Annotated in this window: 17 protein-coding genes and 1 pseudogene; 10 read left to right on the top strand and 8 right to left on the bottom strand. The window is 56.4% G+C overall.

Annotated features, from left to right (window positions below):
* Window positions 1–102 precede the first annotated feature (102 nt).
* The 3 genes and pseudogenes from ENGE1_RS27050 to ENGE1_RS15360 all read right to left on the bottom strand — a co-directional run bounded on the left by ENGE1_RS27050 (window position 103) and on the right by ENGE1_RS15360 (window position 3,814).
* Window positions 103–1,074: pseudogene (locus ENGE1_RS27050) on the bottom strand (IS481 family transposase).
* Window positions 1,075–1,174: 100 nt separating this feature from the next.
* The gene (locus ENGE1_RS29240; RefSeq protein WP_072065250.1) at window positions 1,175–1,774 is read right to left on the bottom strand and encodes a GIY-YIG nuclease family protein; all 600 of its coding nucleotides are present in this window, start codon (window positions 1,772–1,774) and stop codon (window positions 1,175–1,177) included.
* Between the two features lie 357 nt (window positions 1,775–2,131).
* Window positions 2,132–3,814 carry an aspartate:alanine antiporter gene (locus tag ENGE1_RS15360; RefSeq protein ID WP_045287107.1) on the bottom strand — a complete coding sequence of 561 codons (1,683 nt, stop codon included), beginning with the start codon at window positions 3,812–3,814 and terminating at the stop codon, window positions 2,132–2,134.
* A 263-nt stretch (window positions 3,815–4,077) separates the two neighbouring features.
* On the opposite strand from ENGE1_RS15360, the gene ybjM reads away from it, so the two are divergent.
* A complete protein-coding gene (ybjM, locus tag ENGE1_RS15355; RefSeq protein ID WP_048252335.1) occupies window positions 4,078–4,452 on the top strand; it encodes an inner membrane protein YbjM in 375 nt (124 codons plus the stop codon).
* Between the two features lie 15 nt (window positions 4,453–4,467).
* On the opposite strand, the gene ENGE1_RS15350 is transcribed toward ybjM, so the two are convergent.
* Complete coding sequence (locus ENGE1_RS15350; RefSeq protein WP_048252336.1) at window positions 4,468–4,731, bottom strand: GrxA family glutaredoxin; 264 nt, start codon at window positions 4,729–4,731, stop codon at window positions 4,468–4,470.
* Window positions 4,732–4,916: 185 nt separating this feature from the next.
* Here ENGE1_RS15350 and nfsA point away from each other — a divergent pair, with 185 nt between their 5' ends.
* From nfsA to rlmC, 9 genes are all read left to right on the top strand, one after another.
* Entirely contained in the window at window positions 4,917–5,639 is a 723-nt protein-coding gene (gene nfsA / locus ENGE1_RS15345; RefSeq protein WP_048252338.1) for an oxygen-insensitive NADPH nitroreductase, read from the top strand.
* Window positions 5,640–5,696: 57 nt separating this feature from the next.
* Window positions 5,697–6,599, top strand: coding sequence for a 30S ribosomal protein S6--L-glutamate ligase (rimK, locus tag ENGE1_RS15340; protein WP_048252339.1), 903 nt, complete (start codon window positions 5,697–5,699; stop codon window positions 6,597–6,599).
* 85 nt (window positions 6,600–6,684) lie between these two features.
* Window positions 6,685–7,164, top strand: a complete 480-nt coding sequence (locus tag ENGE1_RS15335) for a type III secretion system chaperone family protein (RefSeq protein WP_043084895.1) — start codon at window positions 6,685–6,687, stop codon at window positions 7,162–7,164.
* Between the two features lie 401 nt (window positions 7,165–7,565).
* The gene (potF, locus tag ENGE1_RS15330) at window positions 7,566–8,678 is read left to right on the top strand and encodes a spermidine/putrescine ABC transporter substrate-binding protein PotF (RefSeq protein WP_043084893.1); all 1,113 of its coding nucleotides are present in this window, start codon (window positions 7,566–7,568) and stop codon (window positions 8,676–8,678) included.
* Between the two features lie 142 nt (window positions 8,679–8,820).
* Entirely contained in the window at window positions 8,821–9,954 is a 1,134-nt protein-coding gene (potG, locus tag ENGE1_RS15325) for a putrescine ABC transporter ATP-binding subunit PotG (protein ID WP_043084890.1), read from the top strand.
* 13 nt (window positions 9,955–9,967) lie between these two features.
* On the top strand, window positions 9,968–10,903 hold the full coding sequence (potH, locus tag ENGE1_RS15320; protein ID WP_043084888.1) for a putrescine ABC transporter permease PotH: 936 nt from the start codon (window positions 9,968–9,970) through the stop codon (window positions 10,901–10,903).
* Complete coding sequence (potI, locus tag ENGE1_RS15315; protein WP_043084887.1) at window positions 10,900–11,745, top strand: putrescine ABC transporter permease PotI; 846 nt, start codon at window positions 10,900–10,902, stop codon at window positions 11,743–11,745. Before potH ends, potI begins: the two co-directional genes overlap by 4 nt.
* Before the next feature lie 71 nt (window positions 11,746–11,816).
* On the top strand, window positions 11,817–12,290 hold the full coding sequence (locus ENGE1_RS15310; protein ID WP_043084886.1) for a YbjO family protein: 474 nt from the start codon (window positions 11,817–11,819) through the stop codon (window positions 12,288–12,290).
* Window positions 12,291–12,331: 41 nt separating this feature from the next.
* Entirely contained in the window at window positions 12,332–13,468 is a 1,137-nt protein-coding gene (gene rlmC / locus ENGE1_RS15305; RefSeq protein ID WP_048252342.1) for a 23S rRNA (uracil(747)-C(5))-methyltransferase RlmC, read from the top strand.
* Here rlmC and ENGE1_RS15300 read toward each other — a convergent pair.
* The 4 genes from ENGE1_RS15300 to ENGE1_RS28480 form a co-directional block, all read right to left on the bottom strand.
* Window positions 13,458–14,534: an acyltransferase family protein gene (locus ENGE1_RS15300; RefSeq protein ID WP_080965675.1), complete on the bottom strand. Its 1,077-nt coding sequence runs from the start codon at window positions 14,532–14,534 to the stop codon at window positions 13,458–13,460. The genes rlmC and ENGE1_RS15300 overlap by 11 nt on opposite strands.
* A gap of 2 nt (window positions 14,535–14,536) precedes the next feature.
* Window positions 14,537–15,400, bottom strand: coding sequence for an ATP-grasp fold amidoligase family protein (locus ENGE1_RS15295; protein WP_053075540.1), 864 nt, complete (start codon window positions 15,398–15,400; stop codon window positions 14,537–14,539).
* A gap of 1 nt (window position 15,401) precedes the next feature.
* The gene (locus tag ENGE1_RS15290) at window positions 15,402–16,649 is read right to left on the bottom strand and encodes an oligosaccharide flippase family protein (protein WP_045287114.1); all 1,248 of its coding nucleotides are present in this window, start codon (window positions 16,647–16,649) and stop codon (window positions 15,402–15,404) included.
* Between the two features lie 146 nt (window positions 16,650–16,795).
* Window positions 16,796–17,476: a hypothetical protein gene (locus tag ENGE1_RS28480; RefSeq protein ID WP_048252344.1), complete on the bottom strand. Its 681-nt coding sequence runs from the start codon at window positions 17,474–17,476 to the stop codon at window positions 16,796–16,798.
* Window positions 17,477–18,543: the final 1,067 nt, after the last annotated feature.

Genomic DNA, 18,543 nt, shown 5'->3' with positions numbered 1-18,543 from the left:
GATTTCTTCATACAGCTCGAGCCTGTACATAACTTTGTGTAATTGCCTGATTTTGATATGTTCAATTCAACATCACAGGCAAGTTACTTTATGTGTGTGATGTCATAGACATCGTTTCAATTTTCTTAGTTCATGTTCAAGCTTATAATTCTGTTCCTGCGTATGTTCTTCACTGGGCCGATAGTGTGCGTGAACGGCATCAGCGTATGGAGTTTTCTCCGCAAGTTCGAAGTAGCGCTCCATCGGGGTTTTACCATTGTGGGCGTCATGGGAACGTTCCCAGTTATAATAATTCTGCCATTCTGCCAGCAGATCCTTCAGGTCATCAGTTGAGAGGTCGACGGTAGCGTAAAACTCAGCTTTATCTGTCTTTTGGGAACGTTCAACTTTGCCATTAAGATGAGACGACGCTGGTTTGTTTAGGTGAAATTTGATGTAGTATTCTTTCTATTTTTTTGCACCTTAACGGCAAAAAATTCTCTTCCCCAGTCTGTCTGAAAGCGTTGTATTGGGAAAGGTATTTCTTCAATAATACAATCAATAAAATTCAGTGTGTTTGCCGCTGTACGACGAGAATAGAGCCTCAGGACTCTGTAGCGGGTGCAATCATCAACAGATGTGTACTGATATAAGCCGGAGCCAATTTTACAGGTATCCATCTGAACCCGATCACCGGGGACAGGGCGTTCGTAACGAATGAAATCAGCTTTACGCCTGAATCTAACAACAGGTTTAACCTGATTCTGGCAAAGGACTTTGTGGGTTGTTGCTATTGCCAGTGAGATTGAATGAAGTCGTTTTAACTCGCTTTGAATCCGTCTTGCCCCCCAGATCTCGAAGGGAACGTAACTCCAGAATCAGAGCGACTTCGCCAGCGCCGGTTTTCGTTGACGGTGAGCGCTTTGGGCGGCGGCTATGGCTTTCCAGACCAGCGACACCCTGAGCCAGATATTTGCGCCACCATTTGCGTAACGTGGGCCGGGAAATACCACAGAGCCAGCATACGAACCTCACATCACCCGACGTTTCATAGAGCTTTACCCACTGTAGTCGCTGCTGAATTTCCCTGTTCATAGGGTGGTATTATAGTGAAACGATGTCTATGAATCACACACCTCATCCAAAAGGTATGCAGGAACAATTTGCTTATTGACTCTGATCGGGCGACGTGGTCTTACTGCGCTGCTAATCGTCTTCTTAAACCCCGCTCATCTGCAATATCCATCAATCGTGCCTCAGCTGCTGCCTGAGTCCGCTTCTCCGAAAGCGTGGGTTTAAAGCTGTGAGCATTTCCCTGAATATTTAAAGGTAGGGGAATGGATGCGATCAATTTGTCTTCAACTTCCCACGGTGCTTCAACAGGTATCCAGTGAACCCTGGTATTTTGCTCCATCCAAAGGTCAAGCCACTGCTCACCTGGATGAGTGAATGTCATTCTGGAGCCGGAACCTACCCGGCGAAGGGGGAAGCAACTTACTCCACTCAGCAGCACGCCGAGTGTACGTCGAAGAGTTGAGCCTGCGGCATTGCCGCTGTAATGTGTTTTGAGGCGCTTTCGTAAATTCGATCGACTATTGGGTTTCCCGCGTTTATCGGGTGAAATGCCGACATAGAGAAGCGTGTAACCTTCTGCTGTGATACACCCTTCTGTTGGCACTCCTGGCGGAATCTCTTTGAACCACCAAAAATAAACCCCGTTCACTGCAGGGACAGGTGATGGCCTACTCATGACTTCGGCTCTGCTGTAAGTCTTCTCTGGGTAAAAGTCGAACATGCGCTTTCCTTGCTGATTTTTTATCGATTGTATTCATTTGTCGTTTGGATGCGATGACTCTGAAGGGGAGAGCAGGGGGAAAAATCAGAGGTAAGTCTGCTGGGCTACGGCTTCAAGTTTTTTCGCTGACGCCATTTTATCGCCATCTGGCGTAAAGGTGGCTCATAATTGGCTGATTAGAAAGGCACCGAGTTCCAGCCAACAAAAAACCCATCAACCTTGAACCGAATCGGCGGGGTTGATGGGCTCCACAAAATGGGGACATCAAAGAAAAGCAGTGGCATTACTTATGACTGCCTGCCGGAGCGAAAGTTCTGCCTATCTCACATTTTTTTCTGCTTTTCTCGATCTTAGGATTTATCCGAGTCCCGGCCAGATAATGACGATCAGCGTACCTGCCAGGGTTAACAGCACGTTAGCGATAGCGTAGGTGCCGGCATAGCCCAGCGCCGGGATATTGCTGCGCGCCGCATCGCTGATAATTTCCATCGCCGGGGCGCAGGTGCGGGCGCCCATCATCGCGCCGAACAGCATCGCGCGGTTCATGCGCAGCACGTAGGCGCCGAACAGGAAGCAGATCACCACCGGCACCAGGCTGACGATAAGGCCGGAGATCAGCATCTGGCCGCCGATGGCGCCGACGCTGCCGATGCCGCTGCCGGCGCTGAGGCCGACGCCCGCCATAAACACCATCAGGCCGAACTCCTTCACCATATTCAGCGCCCCCTGCGGGATGTAGCCGAAGGTCGGATGGTTGGCGCGCAGGAAGCCGAGCATGATGCCGGCGAACAGCAGGCCGGCGGCGTTGCCGATGGCGAAGCTGAAGCTGCTGAACTGGAAGGTGATCATGCCGATCATCAGGCCGACGATAAAGAAGGCGCAGAAAGCGAGCAGGTCGGTGACCTGGCTGTGGATCGAGATAAAGCCGATGCGGTCAGCGATGCTCTTCACCCGGCGGGCGTCGCCGCTCACCTGCAGCACGTCGCCTTTGTTGAGCACGATGTTGTCGTCGATAGGCATCTCAATCTGGCTGCGGATGACGCGGTTGAGGAAGCAGCCGTGGTCGGTGAGCTTGACCTGCGCCAGGCGGCGGCCGACCACGTTGTGGTTTTTAACCACGATCTCTTCGGTGACGATACGCATATCGAGCAGATCGCGGTCGAATACCTCTTTGCCGTTGCGAAAGCTGGGGTCGAGGCGGGCGTGGGCGTCCGGATAGCCGACGAGGGCGATGTCGTCGCCCATCTGCAGCACCGCGTCGCCGTCGGGGCTGGCGAGGATGCCGTTGCGGCGGATGCGTTCGATATAGCAGCCGGTCTGGCGGTAGATGCCCAGCTCGCGCAGGTTTTTACCGTCGGCCCAGGCCACCAGCTCGGGGCCGACGCGGTAGGCGCGGATCACCGGCAGATAGACTTTACGCTTCGAGTCGGTGTCCAGACCGCGCTCGCGGGCGATCTGCTGGGCGCTGGTCTGCAGGTCGGTGTGCTGCAGTTTCGGCATGTAGCGCGCGCCGACGATCAGGCTGACGAGGCCGACCAGGTAGGTGAGGGCGTAGCCGAGGCTGAGGTGATCCTGGGTGATAGCCAGCGCGCCGCCCGCCATGCCGGAGTGGCGCAGGGTATCGCCCGCGCCCACCAGCACCGGCGTTGAGGTCATTGCCCCCGCCAGCATCCCGGCGGTCAGGCCAATGTCCCAGCCGAACAGCTTGCCGAGCCCCAGCGCCATCATCAGCGCCGAGCCCACCATCACCAGCGCCAGCATTAAATAGTTCTTACCGTCGCGGAAGAAAATGGAAAAAAAGTTAGGTCCGGCTTCCACGCCCACGCAGAAAATAAACAGCATAAAGCCGAGGTTTAATGCATCAGTGTTAATACTGAAATGCTGCTGGCCTAATAACAGAGAGACCACTAAAACTCCAATGGAATTACCCAGTTGGACAGAACCTAAGCGCAATTTCCCCAGGCACAGGCCCAGCGCCAGTACCACAAATAATAACAGGATGTAATTCCCGCTTAACAAGTCTGCGACGTTTATATTCACGAAAGCTAACTTCTTGTTTACTAGTAAGTTGTTGAAAAGTGTAATTATTTGGGCTAATGTTTTTCCTGAAGTCGCAAGAAAAGAGCCCATCAGGGCGGCCTGATAATCACAATAAATAGCGCCGTTAGTCTAATCGTTCCTGATTAATACGGCCAGCAACATTCTGTTTTTGCGCATGTATGAACTCGTATGGCAGGGAGTGCCAGTATCTTTATCTGACTGTAGGTTGTGGTTGTTTGATAGAGGAAACGTCAGGAGGCATCTTGAAATCGGAACAGTGTTGGCCGGGCATAATCTGCTGCTTTATGCTGTTTATTGCCGTGTGTGGTTTTCTGTTGCTCAATAAGGACGTCGCCATCGTCCGCTCGCCGGGGCACCGGGAGCTGGGGCTGCTGCTGTTTATCGTACCGGGGCTGTGCTCTGCGCTGATGATTAGCGGGCAGACCGTATTGCGTACGGTGATTGGCGCCCTGCTGGCGGTGCCAGTTTGTTTGCTGATGATCCGTCACGTCATCGAGATCCCGCGTTCGCTGTGGCAGGAGCTGGCGTGGCTGTCGAGCGCCGTCTTCTGGTCTGCGCTGGGCACGCTGTGCTTTCAGGTCGTGCGTATCGCGCTGATAAAGCGCGGGCGCGGCTAGCGCCCGCGCGGCGGCTCAGGCATACAGGCCGAGGTTGGCTTTCGCCCAGGCTTCAAAATCGGTGAAGCCGCCGATGTGCTGCTGATCGACGAAAATCTGCGGCACCGTCTCTACCGGCTTGCCGACGGTCTTCTGCAGGTCGGCTTTGCTGATGCCTTCCGCGTGGATATCCACGTAGCGGTAGTTAAAGTCGTCGCGCTCGCGGGTGAGCTTCTCGGCAAGTTCTTTTGCGCGGACGCAGTACGGGCAGCCCGGACGACCAAAAATAACCGTAAACATATATACTCTCCCACTATTTTCACTGAGCCTGACGGCGAATAGCGGGCATTGTGCCGCCATCGGCGGCGCAGTAAAAGAAGGTTCTGCCTCTTACTACGATGGTTTAGGGCTATGTTTTGCCAATTACGCAATCCCATACCCCCGCTATACTTTCCCGCAAATTCCCTCATTTATCAGGAAGAGATATGACGCCAACCATTGATTTGCTGCGCAGCCACCGCTCCATCCGCCACTTTACCGACCGGCCCATTACGGACGCGCAGCGCGAGGCGATTATTGCCGGCGCGCAGTCTGCCTCCACCTCCAGCTTTCTGCAGTGCACCTCGATTATTCGCGTGACCGACCCGGCCCTGCGGGAAAAGCTGGTCACGCTCAGCGGCGGCCAGCAGCACGTGGCGAAAGCCGCCGAGTTCTGGGTATTCTGCGCCGATTTTAATCGCCACCTGCAGATCTGCCCCGACGCGCAGCTGGGCAGGGCGGAGCAGCTGCTGCTGGGGGCAGTGGACACCGCTATCATGGCGCAGAATGCGCTGATTGCAGCCGAGTCTCTGGGCCTGGGCGGCGTCTATATTGGCGGTATTCGCAACCACATTGAAGAGGTCGGCGAACTGCTCGGGGTGCCGAAACACGTGCTGCCGCTGTTTGGCCTCTGCCTCGGCTGGCCTGCCGATAATCCGGACGTCAAGCCGCGCCTGCCCGCCGCGATCCTGGTGCATGAAAACCGCTACCAGAATGTCGATCCGCAGGCGCTCTCCGACTATGACGAAGAGGTGGCCGCCTATTATCTTTCCCGCGACAGCAACACCCGCCGCGACACCTGGAGCGACCACATTCGCCGTACCATCATCAAAGAGACGCGGCCTTTCATTCTCGACTATCTTCACAAGCAGGGTTGGGCTATCCGATAAAAGCGGCGCAGAGTATGATACGCAGGACTTTTTCGGACCATCATAACGAGGTCAAGGGTGAAGATTGCCATTTTGTCCAGGGACGGTACGCTCTGGTCCTGTAAGCGCCTGAAGGAGGCCGCGGTGAAGCGCGGCCATTTGGTCGAGATCCTCGATCCGCTCTCCTGCTACATGAACGTCAGCCCGGCGGCGTCGTCCGTCCACTACAAGGGCCGCCAGCTGCCGCACTTCGATGCGGTGATCCCGCGCATCGGCTCGGCGATAACCTTCTACGGCACTGCCGCCCTGCGCCAGTTTGAGCTGCTCGGCAGCTATCCGCTCAACGAATCCGTGGCCATCACCCGCGCCCGCGACAAGCTGCGCTCTCTGCAGCTGCTGGCCCGCCAGGGCATCGATCTGCCGAAGACCGGCATCGCCCACTCCCCGGACGATACCCGCGATCTGATTGATATGGTCGGCGGCGCGCCGCTGGTGGTGAAGCTGGTGGAGGGCACCCAGGGCATCGGCGTGGTGCTGGCGGAAACGCGCCAGGCGGCAGAGAGCGTTATCGACGCCTTTCGCGGCCTCAACGCCCACATCCTGGTCCAGGAGTATATCGCCGAGGCTAAGGGGCGCGATATCCGCTGCCTGGTGGTGGGCAACGAGGTGGTGGCCGCCATCGAGCGGCGGGCGAAGGAGGGCGATTTTCGCTCCAACCTGCACCGGGGCGGCGTGGCGACCATCGCCACCATTACGCCGCAGGAGCGGGCGATTGCCATTAAGGCCGCCCAGACCCTCGGCCTTGAGGTCGCCGGCGTCGATATTCTGCGCTCAAACCGCGGTCCGCTGGTGATGGAGGTGAATGCCTCGCCGGGGCTGGAGGGGATAGAAAAAACCACCGGCCTGGATATTGCCGCCAGGATGATCCAGTGGATTGAGCAGCAGGCGCGGCCGGGCTTCTGTCTCAAAATTGGCGGATAGCGCCTCACGCATAGCGCTGCGGGCTGTTTTTGCGTAAGCTATGCCGGTTTTATGTTTACTTACCCAGCAAAAGGTGGCCGCTACTATGGATTCACTCGTCGTCCCCGACCTGAATACGCTACGTCATTGGCTCGACGATATGGGCATCAGCTTCTTTGAATGCGATTCCTGCCAGGCGCTGCACCTGCCGCATATGCAGAATTTTGAGGGCATTTTCGACGCCAAAATCGATCTGCTGGACAACGTGGTGCTGTTCTCCGCGCTCGCCGAGGTTAAACCGTCGGCGCTGCTGCCGCTGGCCGCCGACCTCTCGGCGATCAACGCCAGCTCGCTGACGGTGAAGGCGTTCCTTGACGTGCAGGACGATAACCTGCCGAAGCTGGTGGTGTGCCAGTCCCTGTCGGTTAACGTCGGCGTCAGCCGCGAGCAGTTCGAATGGTTCTTCCGCCAGAGCGAAGAGCAGGTGTCAATGGTTATCCTCGAAGCCGGCGCCCACCAGCTGCTCTTTAAAGGCGAAGACGAAGAGCCGGTGAAAGAAGAGCCGCTGGTCCACTTCCTTCACTGAAAAATGCCCCCGCTTAAGCAGCCGCCGCCCGCGCGGCTGCCAAAAACCGTCATAACTCCTCACTTAACCTTTTATTAAAGAATTATTCACTATTCCTGCGCCCGGAGTACGGCAGGCAATAAAGTGATCTTGCATAAAAAATTGATAAAAGACGCTTTTATCCGCGGGCTATAGCCTCGTACCCCGGCTACAGTTATTCTGGCGAAGCCTGATGACCCGGCGTGATAATAACTGCGATTTAACAATGCAGTAACGCCGGTTTCAGCATACGCACGCGCTGCCTGCCGGGAGAGTACCGCTCTCCTTTTCTTTGCAGACTGACAAAACATGCATGGTTTTTGCATGCACAGAAACGGGTCTATTTTGGTCCGCCTGTAACGGACGTGGAGAAGGAAAGAGCTATGACCGCTTTTAATAAAAAATGGTTAACGGGTATGGTTACGGCCGCGCTGATGGCGGTGTCTGCCGGGAGCCTGGCCGCAGAACAGAAAACGCTGCATATTTACAACTGGTCCGACTATATCGCGCCGGACACCATCGCCAATTTTGAAAAAGAGAGCGGCATCAAGGTGGTGTACGACGTTTTTGACTCCAACGAAGTGCTGGAGGGCAAACTGATGGCCGGCAGCACCGGCTACGATCTGGTCGTGCCGTCCTCGCAGTTCCTTGAGCGCCAGGCGCAGGCGGGCATCTTCGCGCCGCTGGACAAGAGCAAGCTGCCGAATTACAAAAATCTCGACCCGGATATGCTCAAGCTGGTGGCCCATAACGACCACGACAACAAATACGGCATTCCCTACATGATGGTCACCACCGGCATCGGCTATAACGTCGATAAGGTGAAGGCGGCCCTTGGCAAAGATGCGCCGGTGGACAGCTGGGATCTGATCCTCAAGCCGGAAAATCTTGCGAAGCTCAAGAGCTGCGGCGTCACCTTCCTCGACGCGCCGAGCGAAGTTTACGCCACCGTGCTGCACTATCTCGGCAAAGATCCCAACAGTACCGATGCGAAAGACTACACCGGCGCCGCCAACGATCTGCTGATGAAGCTGCGCCCGAATATCCGCTACTTCCACTCTTCCCAGTACATTAACGACCTGGCGAACGGCGATATCTGCGTGGCGATCGGCTGGTCCGGCGACGTGCTGCAGGCCGCAAACCGCGCTAAAGAGGCGAAGAACGGCGTCAACATTGCCTACTCGATCCCCAAAGAGGGGGCGCTGACCTACTTCGACATGTTTGCCATCCCGGCGGATGCCAAAAACAAAGATGAGGCCTACCAGTTCCTCAACTACCTGATGAAGCCGGACGTAGTGGCCAACATCAGCAACCACGTTTATTACGCCAACGCCAACAAAGCGGCGACGCCGCTGCTGAGTGACGAAGTGCGCAACAACCCGGGCATCTATCCGCCGGAGGCGATCCGCGCCAAGCTCTTTACTCAGAACGTGCTGCCGCCAAAAGTGGACCGCATCATCACCCGCGCCTGGACCAAGGTGAAAACCGGCAAATAGCGCGGCGGGGCATTGCACCGGGCGGCTGCACCAGAGTTGTGCAGCTGCCCCGGCCTGGCGCAGGCACCCGGCCTGCGCGCAGGCAAACAGTACGGCAACCGGGCCGTACCGACTTCTTGTATTTCGCCGGAGAGCACCATAATTGAACGACGCCATTGCACGTCCGCAGTCCAGGGCCAGCAAGCTCCTCACCCCGCTGCTGGAGATCCGCAACCTGACCAAATCCTTCGACGACCAGCGCGCCGTCGACGATGTCAGCCTGACGATTTATAAAGGTGAAATTTTTGCCCTACTCGGCGCCTCCGGCTGCGGCAAGTCCACGCTGCTGCGTATGCTGGCGGGCTTCGAGCAGCCAACCGCCGGGCAGATTGTGCTGGACGGGGTCGACCTCTCCCAGGTGCCGCCCTACCAGCGCCCGGTCAATATGATGTTCCAGTCCTACGCCCTGTTTCCGCACATGACCGTGGAGCAGAACATTGCCTTCGGCCTCAAGCAGGACAAGCTGCCGAAGGCGGAGATCGCCGCCCGGGTGGCCGAGATGCTGAGCCTGGTGCACATGCAGGAGTTTGCCAAACGCAAGCCGCACCAGCTCTCCGGCGGCCAGCGCCAGCGCGTGGCCCTGGCCCGCAGCCTCGCCAAGCGGCCGAAGCTGCTGCTGCTCGACGAGCCGATGGGCGCGCTGGATAAAAAGCTGCGCGATCGGATGCAGCTTGAGGTGGTCGATATTCTTGAGCGCGTCGGCGTCACCTGCGTGATGGTGACCCACGACCAGGAAGAGGCGATGACCATGGCCGGGCGCATTGCCATCATGAACCGCGGCAAGTTTGTGCAGATCGGTGAGCCGGAGGAGATCTACGAGCACCCGACCACCCGCTACAGCGCGGAGTTTATCGGCTCGGTCAACGTCTTCGAAGGCATGCTGAAGACCCGCGAAGAGGACGGCCTGGTGATTGACGCGCCGGGGCTGGTGCACCCGCTGAAGGTCGATGCCGACGCCTCGGTGGTGGACAACGTGCCGGTGTACGTCGCCCTGCGCCCGGAGAAGATAGTGCTGTGCGACGAACCGCCGGCCAGCGGCTACAACTTCGCGGTGGGCGAGGTGACGCACATTGCCTATCTGGGCGATCTCTCTATCTATCACGTGCGGCTCAACAGCGGGCAGGTGATCAGCGCCCAGCTGCAGAACGAACACCGCTATCGCAAAGGTCTGCCGACCTGGGGCGATGAGGTGCGGTTATGCTGGGACGCCGACAGCTGCGTGGTGTTGACGGTTTAGGGGAGGGGATGCCATGAGTACATTACCACCGCCGGCCGCCGGCGGCACCTGGCTTGCGCGCCTGCAGATGAAGCACGGGCGCAAGCTGGTTATCGCGCTGCCCTATCTCTGGCTGTGCCTGCTGTTTCTGCTGCCGTTTCTGATCGTCTTTAAGATAAGCCTCGCCGACATGGCGCGGGCCATCCCGCCCTACACCGAGCTGCTGGAGTGGGCGGACGATCAGCTGACCCTGACGCTTAATATCGGCAATTTCCTGCAGCTGACCGACGATCCGCTGTACGCCGAGGCCTATCTGCAGTCGCTGCAGATGGCGGGCGTGTCGACGATCTGCTGTCTGCTGCTGGGCTACCCGCTGGCGTGGGCCATCGCCCACAGTAAGCCCTCCACCCGCAACATTCTGCTGCTGCTGGTGATCCTGCCGTCGTGGACTTCGTTCCTGATCCGCGTCTACGCCTGGATGGGCATTCTGAAAAGCAACGGTATTCTCAACAACTTCCTGATCTGGCTTGGGGTTATCGATCAGCCGCTGGCGATCCTGCACACTAACCTCGCGGTCTATATTGGCATCGTCTATGCCTATCTGCCGTTTATGGTGCTGCCTATCTACACCGCCCTGACGCGCATCGACTATTCGCTGGTGGAGGCGTCGCTCGATCTCGGCGCCCGGCCGTTGAAGACCTTCTTCAGCGTCATCGTGCCGCTGACCAAAGGCGGGATTATTGCCGGCGCGATGCTGGTGTTTATTCCGGCGGTGGGCGAGTTCGTTATTCCCGAGCTACTCGGCGGCCCGGACACCATCATGATTGGCCGGGTACTGTGGCAGGAGTTCTTCAATAACCGCGACTGGCCGGTGGCCTCGGCGGTGGCGGTGGTTATGCTGCTGCTGCTGATCGTGCCGATTATGTGGTTCCACAAGCACCAGCAGAAGCAGATGGGAGAGAACGGATGAACAACTTACCGGTAGTCCGCTCGCCGTGGCGCATTCTGATCCTCGTGCTCGGCTTTACCTTTCTCTATGCGCCGATGCTGATGCTGGTCATCTACTCCTTCAACAGCTCGAAGCTGGTGACGGTGTGGGCAGGCTGGTCCACGCGCTGGTACGGCGAGCTGTTCCGCGACGATGCGATGATGAGCGCCGTGGGCCTGAGTCTGACGGTGGCCGCCTGCGCGGCAACCATGGCCAGCATCCTCGGTACTATTGCCGCCGTGGTGATGGTGCGCTTTGGCCGCTTTCGCGGTTCAAACGGTTTCGCCTTTATGATAACCGCCCCGCTGGTGATGCCGGATGTGATCACCGGCCTGTCGCTGCTGCTGCTGTTCGTCGCCCTCGGCCACGCCATCGGCTGGCCGTCGGATCGGGGGATGCTGACCATCTGGCTGGCCCACGTCACCTTCTGCACCGCCTACGTGGCGGTGGTGATCTCTTCGCGCCTGCGCGAGCTGGACCGCTCGATTGAAGAGGCGGCGATGGATCTGGGGGCCGCGCCGCTGAAGGTGTTCTTCATCATTACCCTGCCGATGATTATGCCGGCGGTGATCTCCGGCTGGCTGCTGGCCTTTACCCTGTCGCTCGATGACCTGGTGATCGCCAGCTTCGTCTCCGGGCCGGGAGCGACGACGCTGCCGATGCTGGTCTTCTCCAGCGTGCGGATGGGCGTTAACCCGGAGATCAATGCCCTGGCGACGCTTATCCTCGGCGTGGTCGGGATCGTTGGTTTTATCGCCTGGTATCTGATGGCCCGCACGGAAAAGCAGCGAATGCGCGATATGCAGCGTGCAAGACGCGGCTAAATTGCCTAAAATTCCATAAGTTGTGTTTCGCCCCTTCCCACCGGAGGGGGCGTTTTCATGGAAGGCCACACTTGCGACTGTTTGCCAAATCACGACACTCTCACGCCCGGCTGAATGTGCCTACCCTGGTGCAGATAGCGGCGTTCGCCATTATTCTCATCCGCGGGCTCGACCTGCTGATGATCCTCAATCTGCTGGGCCTGCGCGGCCTGGAGTCCTTCGTGCTGCGCAGCGTGCAGACCTGGTCGCTGACGCTGGTTTTTCTGGCGAGCCTCGTGCTGGTATTTGTGGAGATCTGGTGCGCATTTTCGCTGATTAAGGGGCGTAACCCGGCGCGCTGGATCTACCTCGCGACCCAGATTATCGCCACCGGCTATCTGTGGTCGGCGTCGCTCGGCTACGGCTATCCCGAACTGTTCAGCATTGCCGGGGAGTCGAAGCGGGAGATTTTCCGCTCGCTGGTGATGCAAAAGCTGCCCGACCTGCTGGTGCTGATGCTGCTATTCCTGCCTTCTGCCAGCCGCCGCTTTTTCCGCCTGCAATAACGGTGGTACAATCCCCGCCCCCGAATGTGTAAGGTTTCTCTATGCAGTGCGCTCTCTATGATGCCGGCCGCTGCCGCTCCTGCCAGTGGCTTGAGTGGCCCGTGCCGCAACAGCTCTCGGCCAAGCTTCTCGACCTGCGGCAACTGCTGGCCGACAGGCCCGTCAGCGAGTGGCGCCCGCCCGCCGAAGGCCCGGAGCAGGGCTTTCGCAATAAAGCCAAAATGGTGGTCAGCGGCAGCGTCGAGAAGCCGCTGCTCGGCATCCTGAACCGGGACGGCACGGCGGAGGATCTCACCGGCTGCCCGCTCTATCCGGCGCGCTTCGCGCCGGTCTTTGACGTCCTCAAACCGTTTATCGCCCGCGCCGGGCTGACGCCCTATAACGTCGCCCGCCGCCGCGGGGAGCTTAAGTACCTGCTGCTGACCGAAAGCCGCCTGGACGGCGGGATGATGCTGCGCTTTGTCCTGCGTTCGCAGGCCAAAGTTGATCCGCTGCGCGCGGCGCTGCCCTGGCTCAGGGCGCAACTGCCGCAGCTGAAGGTCATTACCGCCAATATTCAGCCGGTGCATATGGCGATCATGGAGGGCGAGGAGGAGATCTTCTTTACCGAACAGCAGGCGCTGGCCGAGCGCTTCAACGGCGTGCCACTGTGGATCCGCCCGCAGAGTTTCTTCCAGACCAACCCGGCGGTGGCCTCCCAGCTTTACGCCGCCGCCCGCGACTGGGTGCGCGCCCTGCCGGTTAATCACATGTGGGATCTGTTCTGCGGCGTCGGCGGCTTTGGCCTGCACTGCGCCACGCCCGACATGCGCCTGACCGGCATCGAAATTGCCCCGGAGGCCATCGCCTGCGCCCGCCAGTCCGCCGCCGAACTGGGGCTGCACAATCTTCATTTCCAGGCGCTGGACTCCACGCAGTTTGCCACCGGCCAGCAGGCGGCGCCGGATCTGGTGCTGGTAAATCCGCCGCGCCGGGGCATCGGCAGGGCGCTGTGCGACTACCTGAGCCGCATGGCGCCGCCGTATATCATCTACTCCAGCTGCAATGCGCAGAGCATGGCAAATGACATTGCCTGCCTGCCGGACTACCGCCTTGAGCGGGTGCAGCTGTTCGATATGTTCCCCCACACCGCCCACTACGAAGTGCTGACCCTGCTGGTGCGCGACGTCAGGCCCTGACCGCCGCCGGCGGGCGCAGGGCAAACAGCCGCTCTCCCGGGCCCTGATTGAGCAGCTTCCACAGGCCCAGCGCGGCGGCGGCGCAGAGCAGGGTCATCAGCGGCGGGTAGCCGATGGCCCAGAAAAGGGAAAACGCGGGCGAGTCGAATCCGCCGTGGCGCCCGGCGTACTGAATCGTCGCCGCGGCGAACAGCTCGATGAAGATGCGGTGCATCACGTAGACGGGCAGGGTGATATACCCCAGCCGGTTCAGGTACGCCGTGGGAAGACAGGCGTTCAGCAGCCGGCAGCCGGCGATGGCCAGCGGGATGGCAATAAAGGATTCGGCCAGATTACTGCTTATCCCTGCCGCCCTCATGCCGGCGGCAGCGCCCAGCAGCAGCAGCCAGACCGGGAGACTCCTCGCCCGCCAGCGGCTGAGGGTGATGACCGGTTCGGAAAAAAAGGCGCCGATCAGGAAAAACAGCGCATAGCGGCACAGGCTCTGCGGCCCCCAGCCGGGAACCAGCTTCAGCACGGCGGCAAGATAGAGCAGCAGACCGAAGGTCAGGCAGAGCAGGGGCCACTTTCTGCCGGCTTTCGCCAGGATGATATAGCCAAACAGGGCGTAGAGATACCATGCGCTGCTCATCCCTTTTAGCGTAAGGACGACAAGCTCTCGCGGCGATGCGGCATAGATGGCGTTGGTATTGGGCGAGATCCGCTGGCCGGTTATCTGATGAACGATGAACTGCACCGCCAGCCACTGCAGCAGGCACCAGAGGAGATAGAGATAGAGCAGATTTGCCAGCCGCCCGCCCGCCAGTTCGCGCCACCCGCGGGCGTGGATGCTGCGGCGGGCCAGTAGCCCGGAAACGAAAAAAAAGACCGGCATCCGCAGCGGAGAGAGGTGGGCGTTAAAGGCCGCCCACCCCCCGGCTATCTGCCTGCCGGCGGAGAGCGAAGCGAGGGTATTCACAAAGCCGGGATCGGTGACGTGAAACAGCACAACCAGCAGAATACAGGCCGACTTCAGCGTACTGATCCAGCGAAGATCGTCATCCGGCGATCGCGGGGTTGCCATCATGATTAAATCTTCTGCGGCAGCTGCCACTGCTTGCCCATCAGCAAATCCAGATCTTCGCCAAAGCCGGTCACGTAGCCCGCCGCCGGGGTGAGGGTTATCTCACTGAAGTACAGGCCCTGGTCGTGCACCAGCCAGTCGATACGCGCGTACTCCAGGTTGTAGGCGAGCCGGATGCTGTTATTCAGCGCCTCTTCGGCAATGGCTCTCTCCTGCAGGCCGAGCGCGTAGCTGCCTTTATAGGCGGTGGCAAAATTGTTGATGTAGGTGGTAAAGACCGGTTTCTGCTGCTGCTGGCGTTCGATCACCTGCAGCACAAAGAAGGTCTCGCCGCGCTGCCGGAAAATGTGGAACTTATAGTCGATCGGTGGATTATCGAGGGTGCCGATCATCCTCTCCACCAGAATCTTGCGGCTTATCTTGCGATAGTGGTATTCACAGCTGATGCGCGAAAAATCAAGGTTCATCCACTTTTTTACCTGCTTTAAGATGTGTCGGCACTGGTCGTGGGTCGGATAGTCCTCAATAAACAGCAGCATTCCCGAGCCGTGGTTGGGCTTGATGACGGCGTTATTGACGTTGAGAATATCCTGCTTCAGGCTGTCGGCATCGCTGTACACCTCCAGCAGCGGCACCAGATAGTCGGCGCCAATCACGGCGCACACGTAGTTTCGCACCTTATATTTATCGGCAAGGTTACTGTAGGCGTGCTCGTCGAAGCACTGGGTGCGCTTGCGCTTGATGATTTTTTCGCTGAATTTTTTCGGATTTGCCAGATCGGGAAAATGACCAAAGGCCCGGCGATACAGGATCATATCTCTGAAATACCACGGAACCGTTCTGAACAATGAATGCACGACCATATTCATCTTATCTTCCTCGGATGCTAAACAGATGCAGCTTTAATACCGCATGGTTTTTGAAAAAATAGTTGAGCAGGGTCAGCGACAGCAGCTCAACAATAACCGTGGCCCATGCCGCGCCAATAATGCCGTAGTGCTTAACCAGCCCGCCGGTTATCATTACGCTGATCACCAGCGTAAACAGCGTCTTTATTGATAAATAATAAAACCCGCTATAGTGCATAATGTAGCGGTAGGTCACCGTGCCCATAAATGAGAGCATTGCGGCCAGTGACAGAATAATTAGCGGTTCCCTGGCGAGGGCATATTCGGCACCGTAAAGTCTGTCAATAATAAAACCGCCGAGGGCGACTGTTGCGATACTGGCAAGCAGCGCGGCGGCCGCCACCCAGCGTAACAATACGCCGGCTTTTTCCTTTGCACGCTGTGGATCTGGCTCTGCATAAATCGATACATAACAGGATGTTATCAGCGCATTAATAAAGGCCCCGGCGCCAGCGGTGAACGTGACCGCTACCGTATAAATACCCAGCTGCGCGCTGCCCGCATAGTGGTAAATAAAAAAGTTCTGGCACTGGGTATACAGGGAAACCGCCAGCGCGGAGAACACCAGGTGCTTGCCGCTGTGAAAAAAATATTTCTGATAGTGCCGGCTGTTCTCTTTTTTCAGCACCACGGCATCGCTGCGCCGGTATTTAATGTACCTGAGCAGTAGCGGCAGGCCGCTATTAACCATGATTGGCAGCACCAGCCACGCCGGCTTTAAAACCATAAACACGGCGATCGCGCGCAGTGTCAGGCTGCATATCAGTCCGCAGCAGTTAATAACCGTATTGTATTGTGAGCGCAGCCGCGCATTATAATAAACGGCATAAACATCCAGACTGCTAAACAGGGCGCTGAGCGCTACTGCGGCCGAAAAAATAAAAAACAGCGTACTTTGGCTAACATAAAAGTAAATTTCCAGCGGTATCGTCAGGCCCAGTAGGCAGGTCAGGCGAAAGCGCAGAGAAGCCTGTAAGCAGCGGCTACCCGACTGCGGTTTTTTACTGACCCGACGAAAAATTACGCTTTCGCTTCCCCATTTGGCGATGACCTGGACAATCTGATAAACGGCGACCAGATAGGCCAGTTGACCCACCATGGCGGGGCCCAGATACCTGGCGACTAATGCGCTTACCAGAAAGTAACCGACTATTAAGACTATTTTTTCCAGCACCATCCACAGCGTATTTATTATTGCAGCTTTATTCATTTGCCCGTCCTGGCCTGACATCGACAACGGCTGTTCGCGGATATAAATATCGGGCGAGCGCTGATGTCTGGTTTTATCTGACGGTGCCGGTTACCGATTGCGATAATAGACGGTGCGCGTTGAGAAAGTAAATGGACTAAAAGTCACTATTTTTTTAACAATCTGTTAACGTTTCGGGTGATGCATTGCAGTGTCCGCCTGTAGAGCAGGACGGAAATACCGCTAACGTGGAACAGAATGAACAGCTCCTCTCTGCTGTCGATCAGCAGTCGGTCCTGAATATGCTTAATGCGGTTTTTGGAGGTCCCGGTCGAGATATTGAGTATTCTGGCGATCAGGCTGTGGCTGGCGCCGAGGCAGTAGAGGCTGAGATTGCTCTTATGGCTCTCCTTAAGCTCCTCGACCAGCTTCTGCAGGCGGTCGATAGCCGCCGTCAGGCCCGGTTCAAATTTATTATTTGCAGCAACTTTCCGGTAAATTCTTGAAAATTGCCAGATGGTCATAGCAATACCATCGATGGTTAACTTGGTAATAATAAAATCCCATTGTTTACCGCGAAGATTTATATTTTCCTCCATTATCACTCCGCATTCCAGAGCGTAAGCTTCGAGCTCCAGGGCGCTAAGTTTATACGAGGTTTCAAAATCAAGTGTTGATAACCATTCGGCCAATTTTAAATTACCTAATAGCTTTTCGGTAAATGAATGATTGCAGATCAAAAATTCACCGCTGTTTTCCCTTAAGCAAATAGGATCGACGGAGAGGTTAATAAATTGCTGCAGAAAGCTATAACAGGTTTTATGTGTTTGACTGATGATATCGTTCATAAATAACTGCCCTTGCTTTAAGTTTCTATTATCATCTTCTGCCTTAGATAAGGAGTCAGGTGCTGGGGTGGTAATATACAGGCGAACAGAATACTCCCGGGATTTACCGGTTATTGATTATCAATAAGATACCGTGCACGCATGGCAGCCATGCGGATGTCTGTCTGAATCGTAGCGTTAGTCTTGTTCGGGCATTTGAATATTAGATATTAAGAACGTCCGAATACCTTTCCCTGTAAATAGCAGGATCGCCGTTAGCGCAATGGCGGCGCCGCGTACTGCGGCTTTCTGCGGGCAAAATGGCTTCTGCCCGGCCGTTATTATCTTGCCGGAGCAGCAGATCTGAGGGCCTTATTGAGGCGCTCAGATTGAGTGCCAATGAAGTTCGCCATAATATGCCTGCGGGCATGTTGATCACGATAATAATTAACATAATGATGTCGCCGGTTTTCCACTGGTTGTATAAAAGAATACGTCTTCTTCTTCTTATGAGTCATAAGCACCTCGCGTAAGGATATATTAAATGACTGGCTATTAAGTTCCAATGCATTAATTATTTGGTGTTAATATCTATATAATGCTTTTTTTGTGGTGTTATATTCTTTTAATTAAGTTATTATTGTGCTTTTATTTTTTATATTGTGGTTTTTTTGGTGTTATTGCTTGTTGGTGTTTTGGGTGTTTATAAATATCAAGAATGAAATCTGAATAATCTTAACGGGACATTGAATTGGCAATTTGTTGGCGCCGGCTTTATATGTGTCTTTTGCTATTAATGTGTTATATCCTCTAGTTAAATCAGTAGGTTGTCGCCGTTGAGGTGAGCGCTATAATACGTTGCTGACACCAGGTGTAAGCATTTAAATGAATATTTCCCGATAATTATCATTCAGGCTTTCATTATTTTACCCCAGGAAAGAGATTATCCTTGCCGCTGAAATTTCCTGGTCAATCTGGCGCAAATGACGCTTTTTGCCGAAATAAATTTCGTCAGGACTGGCTTTCAGCCCGGGCAGCCCCCGGGAAGGTTAAACAAAATGTGATAACTCCGCGGGCGGGAGTACGCT

The organism is Pluralibacter gergoviae ATCC 33028 = NBRC 105706, from assembly GCF_001598855.1.
Classification (GTDB): Bacteria; Pseudomonadota; Gammaproteobacteria; order Enterobacterales; family Enterobacteriaceae; genus Pluralibacter; species Pluralibacter gergoviae.
The sequence above is the reverse complement of the archived record's forward strand: the minus strand, read 5'-3'. Positions and strand labels throughout refer to the sequence as shown.

Coding starts and splice junctions, on each gene's coding strand:
- ENGE1_RS29240 (WP_072065250.1), bottom strand. CDS start 1,774: ATGTTCGACTTTTACCCAGAGAAGACTTACAGCAGAGCCGAAGTCATG.
- ENGE1_RS15350 (WP_048252336.1), bottom strand. CDS start 4,731: ATGTTTACGGTTATTTTTGGTCGTCCGGGCTGCCCGTACTGCGTCCGC.
- nfsA (WP_048252338.1), top strand. CDS start 4,917: ATGACGCCAACCATTGATTTGCTGCGCAGCCACCGCTCCATCCGCCAC.
- ENGE1_RS15335 (WP_043084895.1), top strand. CDS start 6,685: ATGGATTCACTCGTCGTCCCCGACCTGAATACGCTACGTCATTGGCTC.
- potF (WP_043084893.1), top strand. CDS start 7,566: ATGACCGCTTTTAATAAAAAATGGTTAACGGGTATGGTTACGGCCGCG.
- potH (WP_043084888.1), top strand. CDS start 9,968: ATGAGTACATTACCACCGCCGGCCGCCGGCGGCACCTGGCTTGCGCGC.
- potI (WP_043084887.1), top strand. CDS start 10,900: ATGAACAACTTACCGGTAGTCCGCTCGCCGTGGCGCATTCTGATCCTC.
- rlmC (WP_048252342.1), top strand. CDS start 12,332: ATGCAGTGCGCTCTCTATGATGCCGGCCGCTGCCGCTCCTGCCAGTGG.
- ENGE1_RS15300 (WP_080965675.1), bottom strand. CDS start 14,534: ATGATGGCAACCCCGCGATCGCCGGATGACGATCTTCGCTGGATCAGT.
- ENGE1_RS15295 (WP_053075540.1), bottom strand. CDS start 15,400: ATGAATATGGTCGTGCATTCATTGTTCAGAACGGTTCCGTGGTATTTC.
- ENGE1_RS15290 (WP_045287114.1), bottom strand. CDS start 16,649: ATGAATAAAGCTGCAATAATAAATACGCTGTGGATGGTGCTGGAAAAA.
- ENGE1_RS28480 (WP_048252344.1), bottom strand. CDS start 17,476: ATGAACGATATCATCAGTCAAACACATAAAACCTGTTATAGCTTTCTG.